This is a genomic window from Streptomyces sp. NPDC006997 (assembly GCF_040635175.1).
Taxonomy (GTDB): Bacteria; Actinomycetota; Actinomycetes; order Streptomycetales; family Streptomycetaceae; genus Streptomyces.
Map to the genome: position 1 here is coordinate 1 of NZ_JBEYHH010000028.1, position 24,776 is coordinate 24,776.

The window sequence follows — 24,776 nt, forward strand, 5'->3', positions numbered from 1 at the left end:
CAAACTGCGGTGCTCGACCACCCGGATCACCAGCCTCATCCAAGCCGTCCTCACCCTTCATCTGACCAGCTCAGAGTGAGGTTGGAAAAGGCTCACTGCCTCTGAGGCCACTGGTACGGCCGCAGCCGTCACAGCTCGGACGCACGGCGGCGACGGCCACGACAAGGGCGACAACGTCGTCGTCGACCACTCGAAACACCAGATGGTGCACAGCTGCAAGGGCGAAACGTTCGGTTACTGCACCCAGAAGGTGAACTTCGCGCCGACATTGCTCGGCCCGATCTCACTCATTGGCGCCACCGGCCTCATCGGAACCACGGGAACCACAGGAACCACAGGAACCACAGGAACCACGGGAACCACGGGAACCACAGGAACCACGGGAACCACGGGAACCACGGGGACGACCACCCCGCCCGGTGATGCCGAGTGGTGCTCGCCCGGCTTCTGGCGCAACCACCCGGAGGACTGGCCCGTCCCCACGGACACCCTGTGGAGCGCGGCCCTCGGAGGAGCACCCACGCGCACTCCTTCCGGGATCGCCAACAACGCCCCGACGGACCCCACGCTGCTCTACGTCCTTGAGCACCCGCAGTACTACGGCGGCGACGACACCAACCAGATCGCCGACTACCTGAGCATCCAGGCCGGCCTGAACTTCACGGGCGCCCGGGTGGACAACTGCCCGCTCTAGCCCCCATGCGGCCACGCAGGCTCGCTGGCTGCCCCGGACAACTGCTGATCTGACGGGCCGTGCGGGACAGTCGACCGCACGGCCCATCCACACAAGGAGCACGATGGGAGCAACCACGCTGCCCGGCAGGTGGTCCCGCAAAGCGGTGACCTTGCTCGCGGCGACCGCCCTGACGCTGGCCGGGGCCCTGCTCGTCCACCTTGCACTCGTCTTCCTGAGCATCGCCCCGGACAACGCCGCGAGCGCCGCACACCGCGAGACCATCGACGCCTACGTGCAACCGGAGTTCGGGCAGGACTGGAAGCTGTTCGCGCCAAACCCGATGCAGCGCAACGACGCCGTCGGAGTCCGGATGCGAACACGCAGCCCGGACGGCCGCTACCACGTCAGCGACTGGACGAACCTCACCGCACAGGACATCAAGACGGTGCGGGGCAACCCGGCACCCAGCCACCTGCACCAGAACATGCTGCGCCGCGCCTGGGACGCCTACGTGGCCAACCACAGCCTCAAGAACGACATCCCCAAGGGCGCCCGCGGCAAGCTCACCGGCGACTACCTCAAGCGAGTGGTGCTTCAGCGCACCGGCCGCACCTGGAACGGCGGGCGGATCATCTCCGTCCAGGTCGCGGGCCGCTTCACCTTGGTGGACCCCCCTGGCTGGAGTCCTGAAGCGCCCTCCGACACCACCGACTACCGGCTGCTGCCCTGGTGGCCAGTGACCGAGCAGGATTACAGGGGGCTGTGACATGACCACCACTATCACGGCGAGGGCGACCGAGGCGTTCACCCGGGCCCTGCCCGGAATCGCCACCGTCAGGGCCCCCTACCAGTCCGCCGTCTTCAGGATCGGCCTCTCCGCCGTCGTACTCGCCTTCCTCCTTCGAGAGTGGCCGCACCGCCACCAGTTGTACGGCAACAGCAGCGCGCTCCCCTTCGACCTCGCCCAGGTCCTCGTCCACGAGGAGCGCACGTTCACCGTCCTGATCTGGAGCGACGGATCCCTGTGGTTCGAGACCGTCTACCTCCTCACCCTCTGCGCCGCCCTCGCCGTCCTCCTCGGCTGGCACACCAGGGGTACGTCGGTCGTCCTCATGACAGGCGTCCTGTCGATCATCAACCGCAACAGCCTGGTGGGCGACGGCGGCGACAACGTCGTCCGGATCATGGTCGTCTACCTCGTCTTCACCCGCTGCGCGCAGGTATGGTCCCTCGACGCCCGGCGCAGGGCTCGCCGGGCACAGCGCCCGGATGCCGCGGCGGCAGAGGCATCCGCGGCTCTGCCCAGCCTGGCCCTGTGGGCCCTTGCCCTGGGGCCTCTGGCCGCGCTGTCGGCCCTCCCCACCGCCGGCTGGCTCCCCGTCTTCTGGATTCTGTGGGCCGTGCACGGCATCTGGTTCGGGGTCGAACGCTGGTTGCGCCACCACGAGATGAGGGCCGTCCTCGACGCCGCGGCCTCGATGCTGCACAACTGCGCGATGCTGGTGATCGCCGCGCAGGTGTGCCTCATCTACGCAACCGCCGGCTGGTACAAGATCCAGGGGACCCGGTGGCAGGACGGCAGCGCCCTCTACTACGCCCTGCACCTGGACTACTTCAGCCCGTGGCCCGCGCTCTCGGGATTCGTGGCGAACCAGACCCTGGTAGTTCTGGCCCTCACGTATGGCACCGTGATGGTGCAGGTCGCCTTCCCCTTCACCCTCACCCACCGCAAGACCAAGAACGTGCTCCTGGCCCTGATGATCATGGAGCACCTCGGTATCGCGGTCCTGCTGGGCATCCCCTTCCTGTCGCTGGCCATGATCACCTGCGACGCCGTGTTCCTTCCCACCCCGTTCCTGATCGCGCTGGGCGCGCGGCTTGAACGTCTCGGGGCGCGCGTGCGTGGCCGAACACCTGGGGCACCGCGGTCAAGGAGGGGGGCCGGGGCCTGCACCGACGGCGCCAACGCCGACGGAACCGCGGCCGTCACGGGTCTTCCCCGGCAAGGGGAGACGGAATGGCCACCGAACCGCCCGTTGCCCGAGTCAAGGGGAACGGGAGAGGTGGCAGCTGATGAGGCGCGCCGGGTCCCGCACTCGGCACGGTTCGCCCCCGACTTGTTCCGTAGCCGCTCCTGATCCTCCACCAGCAGCGTCCGGAGCCGACCAGACCCTCCGGCTTCCACTCCTGTCCTGCCTCACCCCAGGCCCCTTCCGGCCATGATGACCGGACCAGCAGCGCCGTCGCCCGCCGCGATCGCTGGTAGTCCTGCGGCGCGTAGGCGTAGCGGTCGGCCGGGAGGAGACCGAGGTCGGACGCCGTCCCGGTTCAGCCGCGAGTACCGCCGCCCGTACGGTGCCCCGCCCAGCAAGGTCGCGGAGCGGACGGGCCACACGGCACGGTCCGCGCGTCACACGTGACAGCGGGGGCGGGCGCTGGCACGGTGGGCGCCATGCGCGCCCCTGTCCCGGGTGGCTCCGGCAGCGGTGCCCGGCGCCGCCGCGCACCGCTCGTCGCCGTGCTGGCAGCCGCCCTGGCGACCGCCGCCCTGGTGGCCGCCGCCCTGGTGGCCGCCGCCCTGGTGGCCGCCGTCCTCGCCGTCGGCACCCGGACGGCCAGCCGGGACGCGGACGGCTCCGGGGGCGTCGTACGGCTGCGGGCGCGGGTGCTGGAGGTGCTGCGGCACGATCCGAAGGCGTACACGCAAGGGCTGGAGGCGCGCGGCGGACGACTGTACGAGAGCACCGGCAGGTTCGGGAAGTCCACGGTCGCGGTCGGCGCGCCGGGCGAGCCCCCGGCGGTCCGGGTGCGGCTGCCCGCGGAGTTCTTCGGCGAGGGTCTGACCGTCGTGGGCCGGAGGGTGTGGCAGCTCACCTGGCGCAACGGGGTCGCCGTCGAACGCGACGCGCGGACCCTGCGGGAGATCCGGCGGGTCCGCTATCCGGGCGAGGGCTGGGGGATCTGCTACCAGCCGGAGTACGACAGGCTGGTGACCAGTGACGGTTCCGCGTGGCTGACCCACCGGGACCCGCGGACCCTGGCGGCCACGGGCCGGGTGCGCGTCGTCGAGCCGGGCGGGGGTCCGGTGCGGTCGCTCAACGAGCTGGAGTGTGTGGGTGACGGCGTGTACGCCAACGTCTTCGGGCGGCACCGGATCGTCCGGGTCGACGGGGACAGCGGACGGGTGACCGCGGACATCGACGCCTCGGGGCTGCTGGAGCCCGGCGAACACGGCGGGGTCCTCAACGGGATCGCCGCCCTGCCCGGCGGGGAGGAGTTCCTGCTGACCGGGAAGGACTGGCCGAAGATGTTCCGCGTGCGGTTCGACGCGGTGGCGGCGGGAGGCTGAAACAGCCGGGAACGAACGAAGGCAAGGAGTACCCGGACTCCTTGCCACTCTCAACTTATAGCGCACGGGGGGCCTTGCGGCAAGGCCCCCTCGGTGCCGCACAATCACCGACCTGAGCGAGAGCACACCCCGTACGTGGTCTCAGATCGGAGTCCTCTTCATCGTGAACCCCCTGACCGTCAGCGCCTTCGACCTGCCCGACCGTCTCTCCGCCAAGGCCGACCCCGCGCTGATCGCCCAGGACGAACGGCACTTCGCGGCCGTGGCGCGGAGCCTCGAGCAGTCCGTCGCCGAGTTGTCCGACCGGCTCGCCGAGCAGCGCCGGGCGCCCGGCGGCGTCGGCCGGGAGGCGCTGGAGCGGGACGTGGAGATCCACCGGCTGACCGCGCGGCTGCGCACGCTGCGACGCTTCGGCCTCGACCTGTGCCTCGGACGCGTCGTCACCACGGACGGCCCCGAGCCCGTCTACATCGGACGGCTCGGACTCACCGACAGCGAGGGCCGACGGCTCCTCGTCGACTGGCGCTCCCCCGCGGCCGAGCCGTTCTTCGCCGCGACCCACGCCAACCCGATGGGCCTGGCCAGCCGCCGCCGGTACCGCTGGAGCGGCGGTCTGGTCAGCGACTACTGGGACGAGGTGTTCACCGCCGACGGCCTGCGCGGGCATGCCGCCCTCGACGACCAGTCCGCCTTCGTCGCCAGCCTCGGCGGCAGCCGCTCGGCGCGGATGCGGGACGTGCTGGCGACCATCCAGACCGACCAGGACGCCGTCATCCGCGCCGGGTCGCGCGGCGCCCTCGTCGTGGACGGCGGCCCCGGCACCGGCAAGACCGTCGTCGCCCTGCACCGCTCGGCGTACCTGCTGTACTCCGACCCCCGGCTCGGGCAGCGCCGGGGCGGTGTGCTGTTCGTCGGCCCGCACCGGCCGTACCTGGACTACGTCGCCGACGTGCTGCCCAGCCTCGGCGAGGAGGGCGTGCGCACCTGCGTCCTGCGGGACCTCGTCGCCGAGGGCGAGGACGCGGTGCCCGAGGCCGATCCCGAGGTGGCGCGCCTGAAGTCCTCCGCGGACATGGTGCGGGCCGTCGAGACGGCCGTCAGGTTCTACGAGGATCCGCCCGCCGAGGGCATGACGGTGACGACGGACTGGGGCGACGTCTGGCTGAGCGCCGACGACTGGGCGGAGGCGTTCCGGGCGCCGGGCCCGAGCACCCCGCACAACGAGGCGCGCGAGCTGGTGTGGGAGGAACTCGTGTCGATCCTGCGGGACAAGCACCGCGGCGAGGACGTCCCGCCCGAGCTGTTCGCCGGGTCGCTGCGGAACGACCGGGAACTGGTCGACGCCCTGCACCGCGCCTGGCCGATGCTGGACCCGGCCGAGGTCGTCGGGGACCTGTGGTCGGTGCCCGCCTACCTGAGGCTGTGCGCACCCTGGCTCACCCGAGACGAGGTGCGCGGGCTCCAGCGCGAGGACGCGCCGCAGGCCTGGACGGTGTCCGACCTGCCGCTCCTCGACGCGGCCCGGCAGCGGCTCGGCGACCCGCGGGCGGCGGTCCGCAGGCAAGGGCACGCCGCCGCCGTGGCGGCCGAACGGGCCAGGATGGCCGACGTCATCGACACCGTGCTCGCCGCCGACGACGACGGGGAGGGCGCGGTGACGATGCTGCGCGGACGCGACCTCCAGGACACCCTGATCGACGAGACGGCGCTGCCGGGCACCGACCGGGACCAGCTCGCGGGACCGTTCGCGCACATCGTGGTGGACGAGGCCCAGGAGCTGACCGACGCGGAGTGGCAGATGCTGCTGCTGCGCTGCCCGTCCCGGAGCTTCACCATCGTCGGGGACCGCGCCCAGGCCCGGCACGGGTTCACCGAGTCCTGGCGGGAGCGGCTGGAGCGGATCGGGCTGGACCGGATCAGCGTGGCCTCCCTCACCCTCAACTACCGCACCCCGAAGGAGATCATGACCGAGGCCGAGCCGGTCATCCGGGCCGCGCTCCCGGACGCCAACGTGCCGACCTCCGTGCGCGCCAGCGGCGTCCCCGTCGCGTACGGCGCGGTCTCCGACCTGAAGCCGGTCCTGGACGACTGGCTCGCCGCGCACGCCGAGGGCGTCGCCTGCGTCATCGGGGATCCCACGTTCCGGTCGACGCCCCGGGTCAGGTCGCTGACGCCGGAGCTGTCGAAGGGGCTGGAGTTCGACCTGGTGGTCCTCGTCGACCCGGAGGAGTTCGGTACGGGCGTCGAGGGCGCGGTGGACCGCTATGTGGCGATGACCCGGGCGACCCAGCGGCTCGTCGTCCTCACCCGTCCCTGACCCGGTGTCAGCGGCGGCGCAGCGCCGGGTCGAGCAGGGCCGGCGGGGTGTCGAACTTCTCGTGCGCGGCGAGGTCGGTGCCGGGGGCCACGATCTCGTCGACCGCGTCGAGCACGTCGGCGGGGAGCACGGTGTCCGCGGCGGCGAGCTGGGCGCGCAGGTGGTCCGGTGTGCGGGGGCCGATGAGCGCGCTGGTGACGCCGGGGTGCGCGGTGACGAAGCCGAGCGCGAGCTGGATCATCGTCAGCCCCGCCGCGTCGGCGACCCCGGCGAGCCGCTCGACGGCGTCGAGCCGGGCCTGGTTGGCGGGGAGGGTGGTGTCGAAGCGTTCGGGCAGGATGCCGGAGCGGTGGGTGGTGATGTCCCGGCCCCTGCGCACCGCGCCGGACAGCCAGCCCGACGCCAGCGGGCTCCAGGCCAGCACCCCGAGCCCGTACTCCTGGGTGACGGGCAGGACGTGCGCCTCGATGCCGCGCTGGAGGATGGAGTAGCTGGGCTGTTCGGTGACGTACCGGCTCAGGCGGTGCTCGCGGGCGGCCCACTGGGCCTGCACGATGCGGTAGGCGGGGAAGGTCGAGGAGCCGAAGTAGCGGATCTTGCCCGCGCGCTGGAGGTCGGTGAGGACGGCCAGGGTCTCCTCGTCGCTGGTGGTCGGGTCCCAGCGGTGCATCTGGTAGAGGTCGACGTGGTCGACGCCGAGGCGGCGCAGGCTGTTCTCCAGCGCGGTGACCACCCAGCGGCGCGAGCCGCCCTGGTGGTTGGGCTCGTCGCTCATCGGCATGGTGGCCTTGGTGGCCAGCACGATGTCGTCGCGGCGGCCCGCGATGGCCTTGCCGACCATCTCCTCCGACTCGCCGCGGCCGTACCAGTCGGCGGTGTCGATGAGGTTGACGCCGCTCTCCAGGGCGGTGTCGACGAGGGTGGTGGCCTCCTCCTGGGTGGTGCGGCCGATCTGGCCGAAGTTCATCGCGCCGAGCGCGAGGGTGCTGACCTGTACGCCGGTGCGGCCCAGGGTGCGGTACTGCATGACGGGACTCCTCAGGAAGGCATGGGGTGGGTACGAGTGGTCGCCGGGCCCGGTGCTCTGGCATCATGGGCAACCGGAACCACGTTCCGGAACGATACGGAACACTGTTCCGTTTTAGCAAGCGGTGAGGAGCGGGAATGGAGGCACGAGCGCGGTGAGTGAGCGCGACGAGGGCGCGGGGCGCGCGGCCCGGTCCACCCGGAAGGACGCCCAGCGCAACAAGAAGGCGCTGCTCGACGCGGCGGCGGCGGTCTTCGTCACCGCGGGCGTGGACGCGCCGGTGCGCGCCATCGCGGCCGAGGCCGGTGTCGGGCTCGGTACGATCTACCGCCACTTCCCGACCCGGGCGGACCTCATCATCGCCGTCTACCGGCACCAGGTGGACGCCTGCGCCGAGGCCGGTCCGCAACTGCTGGCGTCCAGTGCGACGCCGTACGCCGCGCTGGGGCGGTGGATCGACCTGTTCGTCGACTTCCTGGTCACCAAGCACGGGCTGGCCGGGGTGCTCCAGTCCGACAGCGCGGGCTTCGACGCGCTGCACGCCTACTTCCTCGACCGGCTCGTCCCCGTCTGCACCCGACTGCTGGACGCGGCGGCGGACTCCGGCGAGATCACCCCCGGCCTGCGCGCCTACGAACTCATGCGCGGCGTCGGCAACCTCTGCGTCGGCGCGGAGAGCGACCCCGACTACGACGCGCGCCGCCTCGTCGGCCTCCTCATCGCGGGGCTGGGGCGGACAGAGGGGTGACGGCGGCCAGGGCGCGACTTTCGTTTTCGGTCAATCTCGATTCCTTGTGATCGCCGGATTCCCATGCCGGAGTCCCGACGGCCCCGCAAAGCGGGTACCTAATTGAAGTCACGCGACCTTCAAATCGAAGATCCAGCTGCTACCGTGCGTATCAGCTGACAAGGCTTTGCGGGGGCGAGCAGTGATCGGGGGGCTCGATGACCGGCGTCCGTGATTTCTTCGACCAGTTCCCGGCGACGGCCACTCGGGGGGTCAATCGCAGGAAGGTCTTCCTGGCCGTCGCGATCAAGGCGGACACCCAGGTCGGCATCGCACGGCGCACCCTCCTGTCGCAGGCCACCGTCTCCACCGCGATGAAGGAACTCGACCGGGCCGGACTCACCCAGGGCACCAGGGCCGAAGGGCTGGGCCGCGGCGGGAAGGTCGGCCTGGCCCCCGTCGACGAGGTGGGCGTGGGCGTCCATCTGGGTTTCAACCACGTCACCGTCGTCGCCCGCAGGCTCGACAAGGACTTCGACGAGGTGACCGTCCGTGTCAACGCGGAAGGCGTCGGCCGGGGCTGGCAACGGGCACTGCCCGTCGTCAAGGAGCTGATCGTCGACGCCGTCGAGGAGACGGGCCGTCGGCGCGACGACGTGTTCTCGCTCGGTATCGCCGTACCCCGGATGATCAACCCGCGCACCGGAGCGTTCACTCCCCCCTTCCTCCACCCCTGGCGGCCCGGTGACGATCCGGCGAAGGACCTCCAGACGTTCCTCGGAGTGCCCGCCATGATCGACAACGACGCCAACCTCGGCGCGCTGGCGGAGCAGACCTACGGGACCAGGGAGCACGCGGAAACCGTCGTCTACGTGAAGGCGTCCACGGGTGTCGGGGCCGGGATCATCGTCCACAACAGCGTGCTGCGCGGGGGCGGTGGCATGGCCGGGGAGCTCGGGCACCTCACCGTCGATCCGAACGGCGCCGTGTGCCAGTGCGGCGGGCGCGGCTGCCTGGAGACGGTGATCGGCGCCGAGCCGCTCATCGCCCAGGCCCGTGCCGCCCGCCACCGGACCAGCGCCACGGCCTTCGAGCAGTTGGAGGACGTGATCCGGGCGGCCAGGGAGGGAGACGCCGTCTGTATGCGGGTCGTCCATGACGCCGGGCGCACGCTGGGCCGTTCCCTCGCCCAGTTGTGCAACCTCCTCAACCCCGACCTCATAGTGATCGGCGGCCAGTTGGCCGAGTGCGACCTCCTGCTGGAAGGCTGCCGGGAGACTCTGCACCGCTTCGCCCTCCCCGGCGCGGTCGCCGAAGGCAACGGCTTCGCCCTCACCCGGAGCGAACTGGGCACCAGGGCGGAGGCGCAGGGCGCGTTCGTCCTCGGCTTACGAGGCAGGGAGAACGCGCCCGCCACGGGGACGGTCGACGACTGAGTCCCCGTTTTCGCCCTTCCGCTCTTCAAAGAGATGGAGGGACCGACAGGGAATCCCCGTTTCTCTTCAAATGAGTGATCATCCTTCATCAAGAGCGATCACCGGCTCATGGTGAGACGCGTACCGATTGCCCTTACCACGTCGCCGACGCCTTTCCGATTCACGACCTGACAGCAGAGAGCAGTCGCTATCCTGACGGTCTCTCGGCTATCGAATTTCCCAAGGCAGTCGTGCCCATGACGTTGAGGCGGCCCGATGATGGATGCCACATTGACCACATTCCTGTACGACAGGTTCAGGCGCGGGCGGAAGAGTGCGGACCAGCCCTGCCCAGGGTCGGACTCCCCCTCCCCCGGTGACCCGGTTCCCTATGAGGCGCCGTCGCTGATCGACCTCGGCCATGTCCGAGAGGTCACCCTGGGGAGTTCGCCCAGCGGCAGCGCGGACGCCAATGCCCAGTACTACTGGTAGAGCCCGTCGTGGCCCTCATGCCCGCCCCCTCCCGCGCCGCCACCCCGGCAGCCCGGTCCGGCCGTCTTCCCCGGGGACCCGCGCTCGCCGCCTTCCTGCCACCCACCGGCCCCTTGCCGCCCGAGCCCGCCGACCGGGTGTGGTCCGCGGACGACCGGCTGTGGTCCTGGGGCGCCTGGTACGACGGTGAGCTGACCGTCGCCGAGTGCGCGCGCGCCCGACTCCTCGCCGCGGGACAGTGCCTGGCGACCCCCCGGCGGATGCGGGAAGACCTGGAACGGTCGGTCCGGGACGGCCGGTGGGAGAGACTGACGCGGTGGCCCGGCGCCTATCTGCTCCTGGTGGCGGAGGACAGCGGCCACATCACCGCGTACACCGACCCCGCGGGCCAGTTCCCGCTCCACTACGCCCACCGCGGCGGGCGTACCGTCGTCTCCACGCGGGCCGCGGCGGTGGCCGACCTCGCGCGGACGGGAGTCGCCGCGGACACGGTGGCGCTCGCCGCGCACATCGTCTGTCCCTCGGTGCCGGAACTCGTGGAGGGCCGGACCGCGTTCGCCGGAGTACGGCGGCTGGGGCCGGGACAGGCGCTGCGTGTCGCTCCGGACGGCACCGTCACCCGCTGGACGTACACGAGGCCGGGTCCGGTCGACGGAGCCCGGTTCGACGAGGCGGCGCTCCGGCTCCGGACCGCCCTGACGGAAGCCGTCGCACTGCGCGCCCGTGGCCGGGGCCGGGTCACCTCCGACCTCAGCGGAGGAATGGACTCCACCTCGCTGGCCCTGCTCGCCGCCGCCCAGACCCCCGCCGGGCTCGACGCGTTCGTCTACCACCACCCCGACGCCTCGGCGGGCGACCTGGACCACGCGCTGCGGTACGCCGGGGCGTCGCCCGGCGTCCGGCTCCACGTCACCCGGGGCGACGGCACGTCGCTGCCCTATCGCCGGATGGAGACGCGCGGGGCGCCCGACCAGCCCGACCCGGCCACCGCCACCGTGATGAGGCAGCGGCTGCGTCTCGCGCACATCGCACGCGCGGGCGGCAGGTCGCACCTCACGGGCGAAGGCGGTGACGCGCTGCTGGCCACACCACCCGCCGCCCTCGGTGACCTGGCCGCCTCGGCCGGGCCGCGTCGGCTCCTGCGCGACGCGCACGCCCTGGGCCGACTACGCCGCGTCTCCCCAGGAGGTGTCGCGCTACGGGCGCTGCGCCTGGCGCACACCCCGATGGACAGGGCGCTGCGGGAGCTGGCGGCCCGGATGGAGAACCCGCTGGCACGTCCGGTACGGTGGCCGGACGCCATCGGCTGGTGGCCGCCCCCCGGGCCCGAGGCCGCCTGGCTGACCACCCGGGCGCGCCGGGAACTCGCCGGACTGGCGCGGGAGCGGGCGGAGGCCGAGCGCCGTCACCCGACGGGGCTGACGCCGGGCACCCGGGCGGTCCTCGCGGAACTCCACAACTCCGCGGTGGTGCACGGTCAGTTGGTGGAGCTGGGGCGGGAGTTCAGAGTGTGGCCCCAGGCACCCTTCCTCGACGGGCGGGTGGTCCGCGCCTGTCTGAGTCTTCCGGTGCTGGACAAGTCCGACCCGTTCACCGTCAAGCCGCTGCTCGGCGCCGCGCTCGCCGGTCTGGTCGCCGACCCCGTGCTGCGGCGGCGGACCAAGGGCGACTACGCCGCCGAGGACTACCTCGGTGTCCGCCGGTCGGCCGCGGACCTCAGGGCACGGCTCGCCAGGACTCCGCTCGCCGACCTCGGCATCGTGGAGCCGTCCCGGGTGATCGCCTCGCTCGACCAGGCGGCGGCCGGGCTCGCCGCGCCGTTTCCCGCGCTCAACCGCCTGCTGGGCGTGGACGTGTGGCTGCGCACCCGAGACGGGGACGAGGAGACCTCATGACCATGATGAGCGTGCCCGACCATGTGCGGGAGAGCCATGTCCCGCACGGCGGCAGTGTGCTGCTCGACGTCCGATCCGGTCGCTGCTTCGCGATGAACTCCGCGGCGCGGACACTGTGGCAGGAGTGGCGGCGCGGTCAGGACTTCGACTCCGGGGTGCGAGTGATGGCGGACCGCTACCCGGCGCCCTGCCACGAGGCCCTCCGCGACGACGCCCGGCGCCTCTTCGACGAGCTCACCAGCCGGGGGCTGCTTGCCGTGGGCAGCCTGGAGAGCGTCGCGGCCGGTGTTCCGGGGCCGGACACGGCGTCTGTCGGCGCCGAGGTGCCCATGGCGGCCGACCGGGCCTGGCCGGGCAGCGCACCGTCGGACGGGGCCTGGTCGGACAGGGCCCGCACGGTGCGCGGCATGTGCGGCACGCTGCTCGGCGGGCTCGGCCTGCTGGTCGCACTCCTGCTGATCCGCGTGCCGTTTCGGACCCTGGTGCGCGTGGTGGGGTGGACCGAGAGCAGGTGGTGCCGCGCGGAAGCGACCCCGTCGCAGGCGGCAGCCTCCCTGGAAGCGGTCCGGCGGGCCGCGGTGCTCTATCCGGGGCGCGCCGCCTGTCTGGAGTTGTCGCTCGCCACGCTCGTGGTCCTGGCCTTCACCAGACGCCGCGTGGTGTGGTGTCTCGGGGCGGCGGTCGATCCTTACCGGTTCCATGCCTGGACGGAGGCGGAGGGCGTGCCGGTCGGGGCTCCGGATGAGTACGGCGGTGCCGCATTTCGAAGAATTCTCTCCGTGTGATCCCGTCAGGTCTTCAATTCGCAGCTCCAGCACGGAACGAGCAATTCACTACTCGTCGGTTCCCGGGTGCGCTAGCCTGAAAGGGAGAAGGGCGGCCCCCCGGTTTCCGGTGGCCGCCCCGTGAGGGATCACGAATTCCTCACATGACCTGGAGAAGCGGGTCGATCAGTGTCATCCCGGTCTGGTCCCGCGTCAGCAAGCCCAGGACCACGAGGATGACGACGATGACCACTCGCACATGGCGCCATCCCACGGAGATGACACAGCGGGTGGTCATCGTCATTTCCATACCCATGTCTTTTCACCTCCCTCCCACTGCGGGCGCGAATTCCAGTGTTCTCCGCGCCCGCGCATAAATCAACAGCCTATGGCGGCGCTGGAGTTCCGGTCGCGTGACGCATTGGGACCCCGACCTGCGGAGCGCATTTTTCAATTCAAAGAGGTGCGCGGGAACTCGGGCGCGATGGTGCGGAGAACTCAATGTTGAAAACGCTCTCCGGAGGTGCCGCTCATCGTCCGGCGTGATCACCGGGAGTCCATGGCCGGGGTGCGCCGGGACGGCGGCGGGCCCCCGCCCCGGCGGCATGGGAAGGGCGTCGCCCGTACGAATCGAAGGTGAACGGGCGGTTGCCGCCCGCCGCACCGTCCGATTGGGCGCCGGGCGGCCTGGCAGTCGGCGTCCTGCCGCCATGTGGGCGAGGGACGCCGGGACCGTGGATGTGACTGACATCACACAGGCACGACGGTCCGCCACACGGTCACGCTCAGCGGCGCCCGGAAGGACAGCAGGCCGAGCAGAGGGGCGGTCGGGGCGTCGGGGGTGAGGTGGGGGAGATGGTGGGCGGCCCTGCGGAGGGCCACCGTCGCCTCCGTGCGGGCCAGGGCCGCTCCGGGGCAGCGGTGGCGGCCCGCGCCGAAGGCCAGGTGTTGGCGGATGTTGGGCCGGTGCGGGCACATCCGCCCCGGGTCCGGGAAGACCTCCGGTTCGGAGCCGCTGCCCAGGAGCATGAGGAGCAGTGGTGCGCCCGGGGGCAGGTCGACGCCGCCGAGGCGCACCGATCGTGCCGTGGTCCTGCGCCAGGTCGTGACCGGTGGTTCGCGGCGCAGCACCTCCTCGACCCAGGCCCCTGCCGTTTCCGGGTGGGTGGCGCGCTGCCAGAGGCCGGGTTCCGCCAGCGCGCGGCGCAGCACGGTCCCGCCGCCCTGACCGGCGGTAAGTGCCCGGCGTCACCCGACCGACAGCGGGCGCCCGGCGTCACCTCACCCTCCGTCCTGCACCACCCCCCGCGCGGAGAACGTCACCGGGTCCCCGTGGGCCAGGTCACCGGGCGGGATGCCGGGGTGGTGCCCTCGCCCGGGGTGGCCGGGCGGGCGCGGGGGCCGAGGGCCAGCCGGGAGACGATGCGGTAGCGGTCGCCCCGGTAGCGGGAGTGGACGTACTCCACCGGACGGTCATGGATGTCGGAGGTGAGGCGCTCGAAGAGCAGCGCCGGGGACAGCTCCGGCACGTCGAGCAGGTCGGCCCTGGCCCTCACGGCCCTGCTCGGCAGCGCCACCCTCGCCGCGCTGCCGTCCGGTACCGCTGCCGCCGCCGACGGCGGACTGGCCGTGCAGTACCGCACCAGCGCCAGCGGCGCCACCGCCGACCAGAGCGAACCCTGGTTCAAGGTCCGCAACACCGGTACGGCCCCGGTGCGGTTGAGCCAGGTGAAGGTCCGCTACTACTTCAAGGCCGACGCGCCCGGCGCCAGCTACCGCTTCGCCTGCTCCTGGGCGGTCCGCGGCTGCGCCGCCGTCACGGGCACGTTCGGCACGCTGAGCAACCCGACCGCGACCGCCGACCGCTATCTGGAGATCGGCTTCACCCCGGCCGCCGGATCGCTGGCGCCGGGCGCGGACACCGGGGACATGCAGCTGCGCTTCCACCAGTCCAGCTGGCAGACCCTGAGGCAGAGCGACGACTACTCCTTCAACGGCGGCCAGACGTCGTACGCCGACTGGAACAAGGTCACCGCCCAGCTCGCCGGGTCCACCGTGTGGGGCACGGCGCCCGAGGGCAACGACCCGACCGACCCCACCGACCCCACCGACCCGCCGGGCGGCGGCCAGACCCTGTTCGACGACTTCGACTACAGCTCCCACACCGACCCGGCCGTCTCCGCGCACGGCTGGAACATCCGCGCCGACTCCGGCGGCCCCGGCGTGCCCGGCGCGACCTGGGACCCGTCCAAGGTCACCTTCGCCACCGAGAGCGGCAACTCGGTGATGAACCTGGAGACCTCGACCGCGGGCACCGGCGCCTCCACCCGGCACACCGAGGTCCTCACCAAGGCCACGAAGTTCCGGAACGGCACCTACGCCGCCCGCGTCCGGTTCTCCGACGCGCCCACGTACGGGCCCGACGGCGACCACATCGTCCAGACCTTCTTCACCATCAACGACCTCAAGGCGCCGATGGCCGACGACTACGCCGAGTACGACTTCGAGTACCTGCCCAACGGCGGCTGGGGTGAGCCGTCCAACATCCTCTACACGACCTCCTGGGAGACCTACGACCCCGACCCGTGGCAGGCCGTCAACCAGCACACCGAGAGCAGGCGGAGCTTCACCGGCTGGCACGACCTGGTGGTGACCATCGACAACAACGCCATCACCTACTACGTCGACGGGCAGCACTTCGGCACCCATGACGCGGCGTACCTGCCGGAGCGGCCGATGTCGATCAACTTCAACCAGTGGCTGATCGACCTGAACGGCCAGACGTCAGCGACCGCGCGCGCCTACGACCAGGGCGTGGACTACGTCCTGCACGTCAAGGACCAGGTCCTCACCCCGGCGCAGGTGGCCGCGAAGGTCGCCGGGTACCGGAGCGCGGGCACGTCGTTCGTGGACGAGGTACCAGCCGTCTGATCCCGTACCACGGGACCGGGGCGGGCGTGCGAGCACCGCACGCCCGCCCCTCGCCGTGCTGGCCAGGCGTCCGGCGCCGCCACCGGGCGCGTGGTTCCCGCTCAGACCGGTGCGGGCCGTGCGGTCGGGCGGCTCGGAGGCGCGGAATGTCGTCATTCGGTCCGAGCCGAATCACGTCGTCAGCAGGTCCACGCAAGCCACAGGATGGGCCCGGAGGGGGAGGGAGAGCGGGCGAGGAGAGGCCGAGGCGTCGGAGGAAGCATTGTTGGATGTCGATCTCGGATGTCTGGACGTCGGCAGGATCCGTTTCGCGGCCGAGCCGTTTCCCCTCCTGGAGGCTCTGGTCAGCCTCCGCTCCCTGCGTCCGGGCCGTGACGCACGGCGCCGTACCCGGTGGCAGGCGTGGGTCGCCACCCACCTGCCCAGCGCGGCACGGCCGTTACTGGAACTCGTCTCGGTGTACGGCGACGCGACGATGTTCGCCGCCGTGCCCGAGACCGGTCTCGACCGGGCACTGGCGGTCCTGCGCGCGACCCCCGACACGGTGGTCAGAGAGCGCCTCCACGACGCGTCGGGCGAGCGCGCCCTCCCCCAGTGGGTCTCGGTGTTCGTCGGCGTCGACGGCAGGGGAAGGCACCAACTGTGCCACGCGCTGCGCAGCTACTTCACCTCGTGCCTCCTGCCGTACTGGCGGCAGGTCGAGGCGAGCCACGCCCGGGAGTCCGCCAGGTTCGGCAGGGACGTGCTCCGTGCCGGCATACGGGCCGCCCTGAGCCGTCAGCTTCCCGACGCCGTGTTCCATCACGGAGACCCGGCGACGCGACAGCCCGGGACCGACCCGCGGGAGGGGGCCGTCATGCTGGCGCCGTCCTGCTTCTGGACCGGCGATCCCTGGATGGGCACGCTCTCGGACGGCACGGCGGTCCTCGTCTACTCTCCGGCGGACTCCGGCACCTTGTTCCACAAGGAGATCCCGGACCGGCCGGAGGCCCTCCGGCAACTGCTGGGCCACACCCGGGCCGCCGTGCTGTGCAGCCTGTCCACGCCCTGCGGGACGACGGAACTGGCGTCCCGGGTGGAGATGAGCCTGGCGACCACCTCGGAGCACACGGCCGTTCTGCGCGCCGCCGGCCTCATCGTCACCACACGGCGCGGTCGCTCGGTTCAGCACCTGCTCACCGACCTCGGCCGGCAGCTCGTGTGCGGTACCTGATCCGCTTCTTCCGCCGGGCCGGACGCGTGCCCGCGGCGGCGCTCACGACGTCCGCTGCCCCCTCGTCACAGACGTTCGGTCGTGCGGTGGGCGAGGGTCAGCAGGCGTACCTGCGGCAGGGCGGCGGTGACGACGACCGCCCCCGCGAGCACCGCCGCACTGCCCAGGAGGGGTACGGCGGTCCCCGTCCTGGCGGCGAGCGCCGGTCCGAGGACCAGCCCCAGGGGCTGGGCGGCAAGTGACAGCAGCAGGTCGTAGGCGGTGACCCGGGCGAGGACGTGCCGGGGCAGCAGGGCCTGCACGGTGCTGTCCCACAGGGGGTTGAAGAAGCCGAGCAGTCCAAGGGCCAGTCCATACGCGCCGATGACCAGGGGGGCGGGCGCCCTGGCCGCGAACAACAGCAGCGGGACGCAGTAACCGGCCAGCCCGAGGTTCCCCGCGAGCACCGGCCGCCGCAGCCGGGCCCGTGAGGACAGGACCGAGCCCACCAACATGCCGACACCGCCGGTTTGCAGCGTCGCGATCCAGACGGCGTTCCCGCCGAGTTCGCGCATGGCTATCGGAGGGCCGAGCGTGAGCAGCACGCCGGAGGCCAGGTTCCAGCTCGCGTGGACGACGAGGCTGGCCCAGTACCAGACCCGGGACCGTATCTCCGTCCAGCCTTCCAGCAGGTCGAACCAGAAGGTCGACGCGGCTGCCGGTACCCGGTGCACCCGGACCAGGGCGAGCAGTGCGGCGCTACAGGCGAACGCCGCCGCGTCGAGGAGGAACACCAGGGCCGGGCCGACGGTCAGCATGACGGTGCCCGCGAGCCCCGGACCGAGCAGCATGGCGGCGCTGCGGGCCGCTGACAGTCGGGCGTTCACCTTCCGGCGGTCGTCCTGCGCGACCGCGGCCACGACCAGCGGCCAGGTGGTCGGCAGCGAGCAGGCCGCGGCCGCACCGGCCACGAACTGCGCCACCGCGATGACCTTGAGGTCGAAGCCGCTGCCGAGGAAGTCGAGCCCGATGACGGACTGGGTGACGATCCGCACCAGATCGGCCCCGATGGCCACCCGGCGGGGGTCCAGGCGGTCGGCCAGCACCCCGCTGATCGGCAGCAGCACCAGCCTGGGCACCAGCGCGCAGGCCAGCACCCCGCCGATGTCGGCCGCCGAGCCGGACTTGCCGGTGATCGCGACGGCCATGGCCGCCGGGACCATGAAGTCGCCGAGCGCGGAGAGGGTCCGCGCCGTGACCAGCAGCCGGTGGGAAGCCGCGGTCGTCCGTCGGCGCCGCCTCGGCTTCGGTCCGGTCATGGCCCCGTCGGCAGGGAGCCGGGGGCCGGGGCCGTGATCACTCCGGTCCTGCCGCTGCCGGGTGCCGCCGGTGGGTGAGCTGGTCAAGCAGTCGCTCGTCCATCGGGCTGAGCGCCGTGTCACCGGGCGGTACCGAGAGGTTCTCCCGCAGCAGCGCGCACTGCGCGTCGACGAACGGCTCGTCCCAGTCGCTGATGTTGCCCCGGATCTGGGTGAGCGCCGACGTGGGGAAGAACCCGGCGTGCTCGGCGGAGGCGGAGGCCAGGGCGACCCCGCTGACCCGGTGCCCGAAGTACGGGATGTCGAAGCCCTTCAGCGCCGCGACCTCGTCGGCCACGAGCGTGTTGTACCGGTTGTCCGGCTCCTCGAAGCGCAGCCAGTCGGTGATCATGTGCTCCGCGCGCGCCGGGGAGACGGCGTAGTCGGGCTGCTCCGTCAGGCGCAGCAGCCGTACGTAGTAGCGGGTCTCGCGGATGATCTGGCGCGACTCGTGAGCGGCGGCCCTGTCCCAGAACTCGCTGTCGCCCAGGATCTCGTTCCTGCGCTGCCGGCACAGTGAGAAGACCGTGCGGAAGCCGTCGACGAGCTCCTCCACGTAGCCGTCGACGGTCTGGAACCGGCTGGCCAGGACGGGGAGGTTCACCGGCGGCTCGTGGAGGGTCCGCTGGAACCTGACGGCCATCGTGTCGGTGCCCTCGCCGTCGGCCGCCGGGCTGAGCGACGAGAGCCGTCCACCGCCCATGACCTGGAAGGCCGAGGTCATGCCGCTCGGGGGTGCCGCGGGACCGGCGTGCTGCACGAGGCCGGTGTCGACGACGGAGGCGAGGCGTCCGCCGCGGCTGCGCCAGGCGTAGTTCTGGAAGAGCGTCTCGGTGTCGACGAGCACCGGGTGCTCCCCCGCCGCGACCAGGTTCTCGAAGTGCCCGTCCGTGAAGTTCAGCAGGCAGCACACCGCGAGCAGGACACCGCAGCGCCGCCAGAACCGCCGGACCTGCGACACCTCGGTACAGGGCCTGAACTTGGCCTCTTCGAGCCAGCCGTAACCGCCGCGGTCCACCGTTCTGAGCCGACCGGGCCACAGCTCGGACGGTACCCCGGCCAGTTCGACGAAACGGTGGAGAAGGTCGGCCGACGCAAGCGAAACAGGCTTGTAGTAGACGCGCCCGCCGTCGAAGCCGAGGGAGATGACCTGTCTGCCCCCGGCGTGGCGATCGCTGCCGACCGGGTTGACGTCCAGCAGCCGCCCACGGGCGTCCGGCAGCTCACCGGACAGCGCCTCGATGTCGCGGGCCAGCGACCGGGCGGCGTGGACGACGGCGTCGACCGTCGTCGTGGCGATCACCTCGATCTCCGAGGCGACTACGGGGTACCGCTTCGCGAGCAGTTCCGGTGTGAGCGTCTCCCGGTCCCAGAAGTCCCTGTACCGCTCCTCCGGGGTCGCGCCGCGCAGCACCCGCGCCTGGCGGGCGCGTGCCAACTCCCCGCACACCACGGGCAGGACGGCCTGCCGGAGCTGACGCTCCAGCGCGTTCCGCACCGGGCGTAAGCACGCGTCGGCGTCCTGCGGGGCCACCTGCGGGGACAGGGCCCCGAGCGAGCCGTCGAGCCGGGTGGTCGCCCGGTGCAGGCTGTCCGCGTACAGAACGCCGAGGTCGCCGCTCACTTGGTCAGTCCTCTCACGGTCGGCCGGAGTGCCCGGACGGATCCGGCACTCCGGCCGGCGGCGGTCGCGCCCTTAGACGGCGGCGCTGACGACGGTGGTGGTGGTCGCCTGCGCGGCGCTGACGACGGTGGTGGTGGTCACCTGCGCCGCGCTCACGACGGTGGTGGTCGTCGCCTCAGCGGCACCGTGAACGCCGTCCACGACACCTCGGTTGGCCGGAATGGAGTCGATCCCGAGTTCTGCGATTCCCGTGTTCATGTTCGCTCCTCAACGTGACGCATCAGGATTCACGGTGCGGTTCGGAGGCCGAGACCTCCGAGCCGGGTCCCGTTCCCCGCCAACATCGCACGGAGAACGGCTCCCGGGCGAAGCATTCGGTACTGGACGAAACGTCCCGAGGCGTCTCGCGAGGCGCCGTACGAGGAACAGGGCGTCGGCTCGCCACAACCGTGTAGTCGACGTGATGCGGCCCGGCCCAAAGAACGGTGTGCCAGAACAATCGCGGCCATGCCGTGACGTATCCACTTCACCACCGAGGACCTGGCCCGCACCCGCCTCGCGCGGGGCCCCCATCCGCGGCCCGCACGCGCCCCGCTTCCCGCGGCGGGCGCAGAGCGTGCAACCGCCGCACAGTCAGGTGGGGCCTCCCTCTACGCCCCGATGAGCGCCCGGCGTTTCGCCGGTGCAGATCCGTCAGGACGATCCCGAGGACTACTTCCTGGTCATGGTCGGGGGCAGCAGCTCGATCCGGTTGGTGCAGGGGCGCGACATCGCCTGCCTCGACGCCTGCGACCTGGCCCTGTTCTCCAACGGGCCGCAGGGACCGAACGGGGGCGCGTGTCGCAGAGGTTCCGCGGAGTCGTGGCCAAGGCGGTGGAGACCCTGGTCCGGTCGTTCCAGCGCGGCACACCGCCGGGACCGTGGCCGTCGTGCCTACGGCGGGGAGCCCGTCGCCCCCGCCGTCGCACGCCCCGTGGCGAGCCCGATGGCGGCGGCGACCGCCGCGAGCACGGCGACGCTGGTGAGGGCCGTGGACAGCGAGGACCAGTCGGCCATGAAACCGATCGCGGGCGGGCCGAGGAGCATACCGCCGTAGCCGAGGGTGGAGGCGGTGGCGACGCCGGTGGGACCGGCCAGGGCGCCCGCGCGTTCCACGGCCACGGGGAAGAGGTTGGCGAGGCCGAGTCCGGCGACGGCGAAACCGAGCAGGGCCGCCCACAGCGCGGGGGCGAGCGCGCCCAGCAGCATCCCGGCGGCGGCCGTCGTGCCGCCCGCCACCACGGTGCGGGTGTGGCCCAGGCGTTCCAGCAGGGTCGTCCCGGTCAGTCGGCCGACGGTCATGGCCAGCGCGAAGCAGGAGTAGCCGATCGCCGCGACCCCGGGGGAGGCGAGCAGGTCCTCCTCCAGGTGGAGCGCGCCCCAGTCGGCGAGGGCGCCCTCGCCGTACGCCGTGCACAGCGCGATGAGGCCGAAGACGGTCACCAGGGCGCGGGTACGGCGGTCCAGGCGGCGTGGGGCGCCCGGCGCCGTCCGTTCGTGGTCCGGGGGGAGCGGCGGTTGCTGGCGCAGCAGCGTTCGCCCGGCCACGGCGGTGACCAGCAGGCCGACGACCGTGAGGCCGAGCAGATGGCGGGTGGGCGACAGCACGCCCGCGACCAGTCCGCCGAGCCCCGCGCCGAGCATTCCGCCCAGACTGAACGCGGCGTGGAAACCGGGCATGATCGGGCGCCGCAGGGCGGTCACCAGATCGACGGCGGCGCTGTTGAAGGCCACGTTGATCCCGCCGTACGCCGCGCCGAAGACCAGCAGTACGGCGCCGAGGGCCGTCACCGAGTGGGTGAGCGGGGGCAGGGCGACGCTGAGGGAGAGGAGTACGGCGCACACGACCGTGACCTGGTGGCTGCCGTAGCGGCGGCACAGGCGGCCGGTCAGCGTCATCGTGATGACGGCGCCCGCGGAGACGCAGAGGAGGGCGAGGCCGAGGGTGGTGGCCGAGGCGCCGGTCTGCTGCTTGATGGCGGGGATGCGGACGACCCATCCGGCGAAGACGAAGCCGTCGAGGGCGAAGAAGACGGTGAGGACGGTGCGGAGCCGGGTGAGGTCCCTGCCGTTGCCCGGCACGACATTGTGCGAACGGGTTTTGTTTATTAGCGGCACAAAAGCAGGCTAGGGGGTGTGCCGGGGCCGGGCAAGAGTGCTGACCTGGCAGGTTGCGGCGCGAGGCGCGACTCGGCGGGGTGGCGCCGCCGGCCGTGGGGCGGAGCGGGCAGACGGTGCGCGTCCTGGAGGAACGCCGAGGTGACCTGCCTCCGGCCCGGCCGATCGGGGGCAGGGGGGTGGAACCGTCGCACCGCCGTCGGCCGTCCCTCACCCGTGCGACGAATTCGATCAACGGAACACGGTACGGACCTGCGGTGGACGGCCGTGGACAGACGGCCGACGCTGCTGCTCACCGGGGCCGCGGCGGGTACGGCTCTGCTGCTGGCCGGGCACCGGCTGGTGCCCAACCAGGTCGGGCGCCTCGGCAGTCTGCTGGAGGTTTTCCTGCCCTGGCTCGGTCTGCTGGCCGCCGTGGTGTTCGGGTTCGCCCTGTGGTACCGCTCGGCCACCGCGCTGGTGGCGCTGCTGCTGCCGGTCGCGGCGTGGACGCACCACTTCGGCGCCCTGCTGCTGCCCGCGCCGGGACCGGGCCAGCGCGAGCTGGTCGTCGTCCAGCACAACGTCAGTGACGTGAACCCCGACCCGGCGGGCACGGCCCGCGCCCTCGCCGCCGCCGACCCCGACCTCATCGCGCTCCAGGAACTGCTGCCCACGGCGCTGCCGGTCTACCAGGAGACACTCGCCGCCCGCTTCCCGCACCACGTGGTGCGCGGCACCGTCGGGCTCTGGTCGAAGCACCCGCTCACCGGTGCCCGGCCACTGGACATCAAGCCCGACGGGATCACCGAGCCGTGGCAGCGGGGCCTGCGGGCCGTGGTCGCCACGCCGTACGGCGACGTCGCCGCGTACGTCGCCCATCTGCCGTCGGTCCGGGTCCGGGCGAGCGGCCTCGCCTCCGGCTGGCGCGACGAGAGCGCCGGGCGGCTGGGGCGGGCGGTCGGCGCCGAGCCGGTGCGGTCGGTGGTCCTGCTCGGGGACCTCAACGGCACCGTCGACGACCGGGGCCTGCGCCCGCTGACCGCCCGGCTGAACACGGCGGAGCGGGGCTTCGCGTTCAGTTTCCCGAGGGCCTTCCCGGTGGCCCGGATCGACCAGGTGATGGCCCGCGCGGCGACGGTCCGGCACATCCGCGCCCTGCCCGCCACCGGGAGCGACCACCTGCCGGTGGCCGCCCGGATCAGCCTCGGCCGGTAGTCACAGCGCGGCGCAGAAGTCGCGGGCGGTCCGGAGCGGCTCCCGCACCGTCGCGTCGGCCATGTCGAAGGTCTGCGCGTGCCGCGCCCGCGCCTCGCGCAGGGCTTTCGCGAGTGGCTTGAACTCGGTGTCCCCGGCCGCCGCCGAGGCCGACAGGACGGTGGCGGCGGCGAAGCGGTTCACCGCGATCTCGCCTCTGGCGCCCTCGACCACGTAGTCCTCTTCCGCGAAGCCGTCCAGCGCCTGACAGGCCGCACGCGCGTCGTCCGCCGCGCCACCCGTCGCGGCGTCCTCGCCGCTGAGCGCCCAGGCCACGCCCACCCCGCCGCCGCCCAGCAACAGGCCCACGGCGAGGGCCACGGCCACGACGGGCCCGGGTCGGCGCGACGGCGCGACGGGGGCGGGCGGGGCGTTGACGACGGGCGGCGTTGGCGAAGACATGCCAGGCAGCATAGCGAGTCGTGATCACGCGGCCGTCACGGACAGCCGCCGGGACACGGCAGGCCATGACGGTCGTTTCCGGCCACACTGAGGGGGGAGGTCCGGCGGACCCTCATCCCCCCACACGGCCGAAGGAGTCCGGACATGAAGGCACTGCAGTACCGCACCATCGGCGCCGCCCCCGAGGTCGTGACCGTCCCCGACCCGGAGCCGGGCCCTGGGCAGGTCCTGCTGGAGGTCACCGCGGCCGGGGTGTGCCACTCCGACATCGCGGTGATGAGCTGGCCCGCCGAGGACTTCCCCTACCCGCTCCCCCTCACCCTCGGCCACGAGGGCGTCGGGACCGTCGCCGCGCTGGGCGCCGGGGTGCACGGCGTCGCCGAGGGGGACGCCGTGGCGGTGTACGGGCCCTGGGGGTGCGGCACCTGCGCCAAGTGCGCCGAGGGCAAGGAGAACTACTGCCTGCGCGCCGAGGAACTCGGCATCCGCCCGCCCGGTCTGGGCGCGCCCGGCTCGATGGCCGAGTACCTGCTCGTCGACGACGTACGGCACCTGGTGCCGCTCGCGGGCCTCGACCCCGTCGCCGCGGTACCGCTCACCGACGCGGGGCTGACGCCGTACCACGCGATCAAGCGGTCCCTGGTCAAGCTGGTGCCGGGGTCCACGGCCGTCGTCATCGGCACCGGTGGGCTCGGGCACGTGGCCATCCAGTTGCTGCGGGCGCTGACCCCGGCCCGGGTCATCGCCCTCGACGTCTCCGAGGACAAGCTGCGGCTCGCGCGGACGGTGGGCGCCCACGAGACCGTCCTGTCGGACGCCCGGGCGGCGGACGCGGTACGGGAGCTGACCGGCGGTCCGGGCGCCGAGGCGGTCTTCGACTTCGTCGGCGCGGAGCCCACCGTGGCCATGGCGGGCGCGGTCGCCGCGGTCGAGGGTGACATCAGCATCGTCGGCATCGGCGGCGGGGCGCTGCCCGTCGGGTTCGGCCACCTGCCGTTCGAGGTGTCGGTGAACGCCCCCTACTGGGGCAGCCGCGGCGAACTGATCGAGGTCCTGGCGCTGGCCCGCGCCGGTGTGGTGTCCGTCCACACCGAGACGTACCCCCTGGACGACGCCCCGCTCGCCTACGAGCGCCTGCACGCCGGGAAGGTCGAGGGCCGCGCGGTGATCCTCCCGAACGGCTGACCGCGGGGGCGGTGCCGGGCCGGGGCCGC

At 72.3% G+C, this 24,776-nt stretch carries 22 protein-coding genes and 1 pseudogene; 14 read left to right on the forward strand and 9 right to left on the reverse strand.

The window, feature by feature from the left end:
- Window positions 1-202: 202 nt before the first annotated feature.
- The 5 genes from ABZ659_RS25475 (at window position 203) to helR (ending at window position 6,342) form a co-directional block, all read left to right on the forward strand.
- A complete protein-coding gene (locus tag ABZ659_RS25475; RefSeq protein WP_360224234.1) occupies window positions 203-694 on the forward strand; it encodes a hypothetical protein in 492 nt (163 codons plus the stop codon).
- A gap of 103 nt (window positions 695-797) precedes the next feature.
- The gene (locus tag ABZ659_RS25480; protein WP_360224236.1) at window positions 798-1,442 is read left to right on the forward strand and encodes a DUF5819 family protein; all 645 of its coding nucleotides are present in this window, start codon (window positions 798-800) and stop codon (window positions 1,440-1,442) included.
- Window position 1,443: 1 nt separating this feature from the next.
- On the forward strand, window positions 1,444-2,814 hold the full coding sequence (locus tag ABZ659_RS25485) for an HTTM domain-containing protein (RefSeq protein WP_360224238.1): 1,371 nt from the start codon (window positions 1,444-1,446) through the stop codon (window positions 2,812-2,814).
- A 314-nt stretch (window positions 2,815-3,128) separates the two neighbouring features.
- The gene (locus ABZ659_RS25490; protein WP_360224240.1) at window positions 3,129-4,025 is read left to right on the forward strand and encodes a glutaminyl-peptide cyclotransferase; all 897 of its coding nucleotides are present in this window, start codon (window positions 3,129-3,131) and stop codon (window positions 4,023-4,025) included.
- Window positions 4,026-4,188: 163 nt separating this feature from the next.
- The gene (helR, locus tag ABZ659_RS25495) at window positions 4,189-6,342 is read left to right on the forward strand and encodes an RNA polymerase recycling motor ATPase HelR (RefSeq protein ID WP_360224242.1); all 2,154 of its coding nucleotides are present in this window, start codon (window positions 4,189-4,191) and stop codon (window positions 6,340-6,342) included.
- 7 nt (window positions 6,343-6,349) lie between these two features.
- Here helR and ABZ659_RS25500 read toward each other — a convergent pair whose 3' ends face one another.
- On the reverse strand, window positions 6,350-7,369 hold the full coding sequence (locus ABZ659_RS25500; protein ID WP_360224244.1) for an aldo/keto reductase: 1,020 nt from the start codon (window positions 7,367-7,369) through the stop codon (window positions 6,350-6,352).
- A 154-nt stretch (window positions 7,370-7,523) separates the two neighbouring features.
- On the opposite strand from ABZ659_RS25500, the gene ABZ659_RS25505 reads away from it, so the two are divergent.
- The 5 genes from ABZ659_RS25505 to ABZ659_RS25525 all read left to right on the forward strand — a co-directional run bounded on the left by ABZ659_RS25505 (window position 7,524) and on the right by ABZ659_RS25525 (window position 12,683).
- On the forward strand, window positions 7,524-8,117 hold the full coding sequence (locus ABZ659_RS25505; RefSeq protein ID WP_360224246.1) for a TetR/AcrR family transcriptional regulator: 594 nt from the start codon (window positions 7,524-7,526) through the stop codon (window positions 8,115-8,117).
- A 197-nt stretch (window positions 8,118-8,314) separates the two neighbouring features.
- Window positions 8,315-9,532 (forward strand): ROK family transcriptional regulator, encoded by a 1,218-nt coding sequence (locus ABZ659_RS25510; RefSeq protein ID WP_360224248.1) that lies wholly within the window; start codon window positions 8,315-8,317, stop codon window positions 9,530-9,532.
- A gap of 258 nt (window positions 9,533-9,790) precedes the next feature.
- A complete protein-coding gene (locus ABZ659_RS25515; protein ID WP_360224407.1) occupies window positions 9,791-10,003 on the forward strand; it encodes a lasso RiPP family leader peptide-containing protein in 213 nt (70 codons plus the stop codon).
- Window positions 10,004-10,020: 17 nt separating this feature from the next.
- Entirely contained in the window at window positions 10,021-11,898 is a 1,878-nt protein-coding gene (locus ABZ659_RS25520) for an albusnodin/ikarugamycin family macrolactam cyclase (RefSeq protein WP_360224409.1), read from the forward strand.
- On the forward strand, window positions 11,895-12,683 hold the full coding sequence (locus tag ABZ659_RS25525; RefSeq protein WP_360224249.1) for a lasso peptide biosynthesis B2 protein: 789 nt from the start codon (window positions 11,895-11,897) through the stop codon (window positions 12,681-12,683). Before ABZ659_RS25520 ends, ABZ659_RS25525 begins: the two co-directional genes overlap by 4 nt.
- Before the next feature lie 139 nt (window positions 12,684-12,822).
- Here ABZ659_RS25525 and ABZ659_RS25530 read toward each other — a convergent pair whose 3' ends face one another.
- From ABZ659_RS25530 to ABZ659_RS25540, 3 genes and pseudogenes are all read right to left on the reverse strand, one after another.
- On the reverse strand, window positions 12,823-12,978 hold the full coding sequence (locus tag ABZ659_RS25530) for a hypothetical protein (protein WP_360224250.1): 156 nt from the start codon (window positions 12,976-12,978) through the stop codon (window positions 12,823-12,825).
- A gap of 434 nt (window positions 12,979-13,412) precedes the next feature.
- Entirely contained in the window at window positions 13,413-13,874 is a 462-nt protein-coding gene (locus ABZ659_RS25535) for a cytochrome P450 (RefSeq protein WP_360224251.1), read from the reverse strand.
- A gap of 69 nt (window positions 13,875-13,943) precedes the next feature.
- Window positions 13,944-14,215 (reverse strand): annotated as a pseudogene (locus tag ABZ659_RS25540) (UTRA domain-containing protein); the annotation flags it as partial.
- Between ABZ659_RS25540 and ABZ659_RS25545 the strand changes: the two are divergent.
- Entirely contained in the window at window positions 14,142-15,593 is a 1,452-nt protein-coding gene (locus tag ABZ659_RS25545) for a cellulose binding domain-containing protein (RefSeq protein ID WP_360224252.1), read from the forward strand. The pseudogene ABZ659_RS25540 and the gene ABZ659_RS25545 overlap by 74 nt on opposite strands.
- Before the next feature lie 265 nt (window positions 15,594-15,858).
- Window positions 15,859-16,806, forward strand: coding sequence for a hypothetical protein (locus tag ABZ659_RS25550; RefSeq protein ID WP_360224254.1), 948 nt, complete (start codon window positions 15,859-15,861; stop codon window positions 16,804-16,806).
- A 65-nt stretch (window positions 16,807-16,871) separates the two neighbouring features.
- Here the strand turns inward: ABZ659_RS25550 and ABZ659_RS25555 are convergent, their stop codons facing one another.
- From ABZ659_RS25555 to ABZ659_RS25570, 4 genes are all read right to left on the reverse strand, one after another.
- Complete coding sequence (locus tag ABZ659_RS25555; protein ID WP_360224256.1) at window positions 16,872-18,191, reverse strand: MFS transporter; 1,320 nt, start codon at window positions 18,189-18,191, stop codon at window positions 16,872-16,874.
- Window positions 18,142-19,767 carry a DUF4135 domain-containing protein gene (locus tag ABZ659_RS25560; RefSeq protein WP_360224258.1) on the reverse strand — a complete coding sequence of 542 codons (1,626 nt, stop codon included), beginning with the start codon at window positions 19,765-19,767 and terminating at the stop codon, window positions 18,142-18,144. The genes ABZ659_RS25555 and ABZ659_RS25560 overlap by 50 nt, the downstream gene beginning before the upstream one ends.
- A gap of 72 nt (window positions 19,768-19,839) precedes the next feature.
- On the reverse strand, window positions 19,840-20,025 hold the full coding sequence (locus ABZ659_RS25565) for a hypothetical protein (protein WP_360224260.1): 186 nt from the start codon (window positions 20,023-20,025) through the stop codon (window positions 19,840-19,842).
- 675 nt (window positions 20,026-20,700) lie between these two features.
- Window positions 20,701-21,888 (reverse strand): MFS transporter, encoded by a 1,188-nt coding sequence (locus ABZ659_RS25570; RefSeq protein WP_360224262.1) that lies wholly within the window; start codon window positions 21,886-21,888, stop codon window positions 20,701-20,703.
- A gap of 324 nt (window positions 21,889-22,212) precedes the next feature.
- Between ABZ659_RS25570 and ABZ659_RS25575 the strand changes: the two genes are divergently transcribed.
- Entirely contained in the window at window positions 22,213-23,121 is a 909-nt protein-coding gene (locus ABZ659_RS25575) for an endonuclease/exonuclease/phosphatase family protein (protein ID WP_360224411.1), read from the forward strand.
- Here the strand turns inward: ABZ659_RS25575 and ABZ659_RS25580 are convergent, their stop codons facing one another.
- Entirely contained in the window at window positions 23,122-23,562 is a 441-nt protein-coding gene (locus tag ABZ659_RS25580) for a hypothetical protein (RefSeq protein WP_360224264.1), read from the reverse strand.
- Window positions 23,563-23,706: 144 nt separating this feature from the next.
- Here ABZ659_RS25580 and ABZ659_RS25585 point away from each other — a divergent pair, with 144 nt between their 5' ends.
- Window positions 23,707-24,747 carry an NAD(P)-dependent alcohol dehydrogenase gene (locus ABZ659_RS25585; protein ID WP_360224266.1) on the forward strand — a complete coding sequence of 347 codons (1,041 nt, stop codon included), beginning with the start codon at window positions 23,707-23,709 and terminating at the stop codon, window positions 24,745-24,747.
- Window positions 24,748-24,776 lie beyond the last annotated feature (29 nt).

Excerpts from the sequence above, each read along its gene's own strand:
- ABZ659_RS25580 (WP_360224264.1), bottom strand. The coding sequence starts at position 23,562 with ATGTCTTCGCCAACGCCGCCCGTCGTCAACGCCCCGCCCGCCCCCGTC.
- ABZ659_RS25490 (WP_360224240.1), top strand. The coding sequence starts at position 3,129 with ATGCGCGCCCCTGTCCCGGGTGGCTCCGGCAGCGGTGCCCGGCGCCGC.
- ABZ659_RS25485 (WP_360224238.1), top strand. The coding sequence starts at position 1,444 with ATGACCACCACTATCACGGCGAGGGCGACCGAGGCGTTCACCCGGGCC.
- ABZ659_RS25510 (WP_360224248.1), top strand. The coding sequence starts at position 8,315 with ATGACCGGCGTCCGTGATTTCTTCGACCAGTTCCCGGCGACGGCCACT.
- ABZ659_RS25515 (WP_360224407.1), top strand. The coding sequence starts at position 9,791 with ATGGATGCCACATTGACCACATTCCTGTACGACAGGTTCAGGCGCGGG.
- ABZ659_RS25545 (WP_360224252.1), top strand. The coding sequence starts at position 14,142 with ATGTCGGAGGTGAGGCGCTCGAAGAGCAGCGCCGGGGACAGCTCCGGC.
- ABZ659_RS25530 (WP_360224250.1), bottom strand. The coding sequence starts at position 12,978 with ATGGGTATGGAAATGACGATGACCACCCGCTGTGTCATCTCCGTGGGA.
- ABZ659_RS25480 (WP_360224236.1), top strand. The coding sequence starts at position 798 with ATGGGAGCAACCACGCTGCCCGGCAGGTGGTCCCGCAAAGCGGTGACC.
- ABZ659_RS25585 (WP_360224266.1), top strand. The coding sequence starts at position 23,707 with ATGAAGGCACTGCAGTACCGCACCATCGGCGCCGCCCCCGAGGTCGTG.
- ABZ659_RS25565 (WP_360224260.1), bottom strand. The coding sequence starts at position 20,025 with ATGAACACGGGAATCGCAGAACTCGGGATCGACTCCATTCCGGCCAAC.
- ABZ659_RS25475 (WP_360224234.1), top strand. The coding sequence starts at position 203 with ATGGTGCACAGCTGCAAGGGCGAAACGTTCGGTTACTGCACCCAGAAG.
- ABZ659_RS25525 (WP_360224249.1), top strand. The coding sequence starts at position 11,895 with ATGACCATGATGAGCGTGCCCGACCATGTGCGGGAGAGCCATGTCCCG.
- ABZ659_RS25500 (WP_360224244.1), bottom strand. The coding sequence starts at position 7,369 with ATGCAGTACCGCACCCTGGGCCGCACCGGCGTACAGGTCAGCACCCTC.
- ABZ659_RS25520 (WP_360224409.1), top strand. The coding sequence starts at position 10,021 with ATGCCCGCCCCCTCCCGCGCCGCCACCCCGGCAGCCCGGTCCGGCCGT.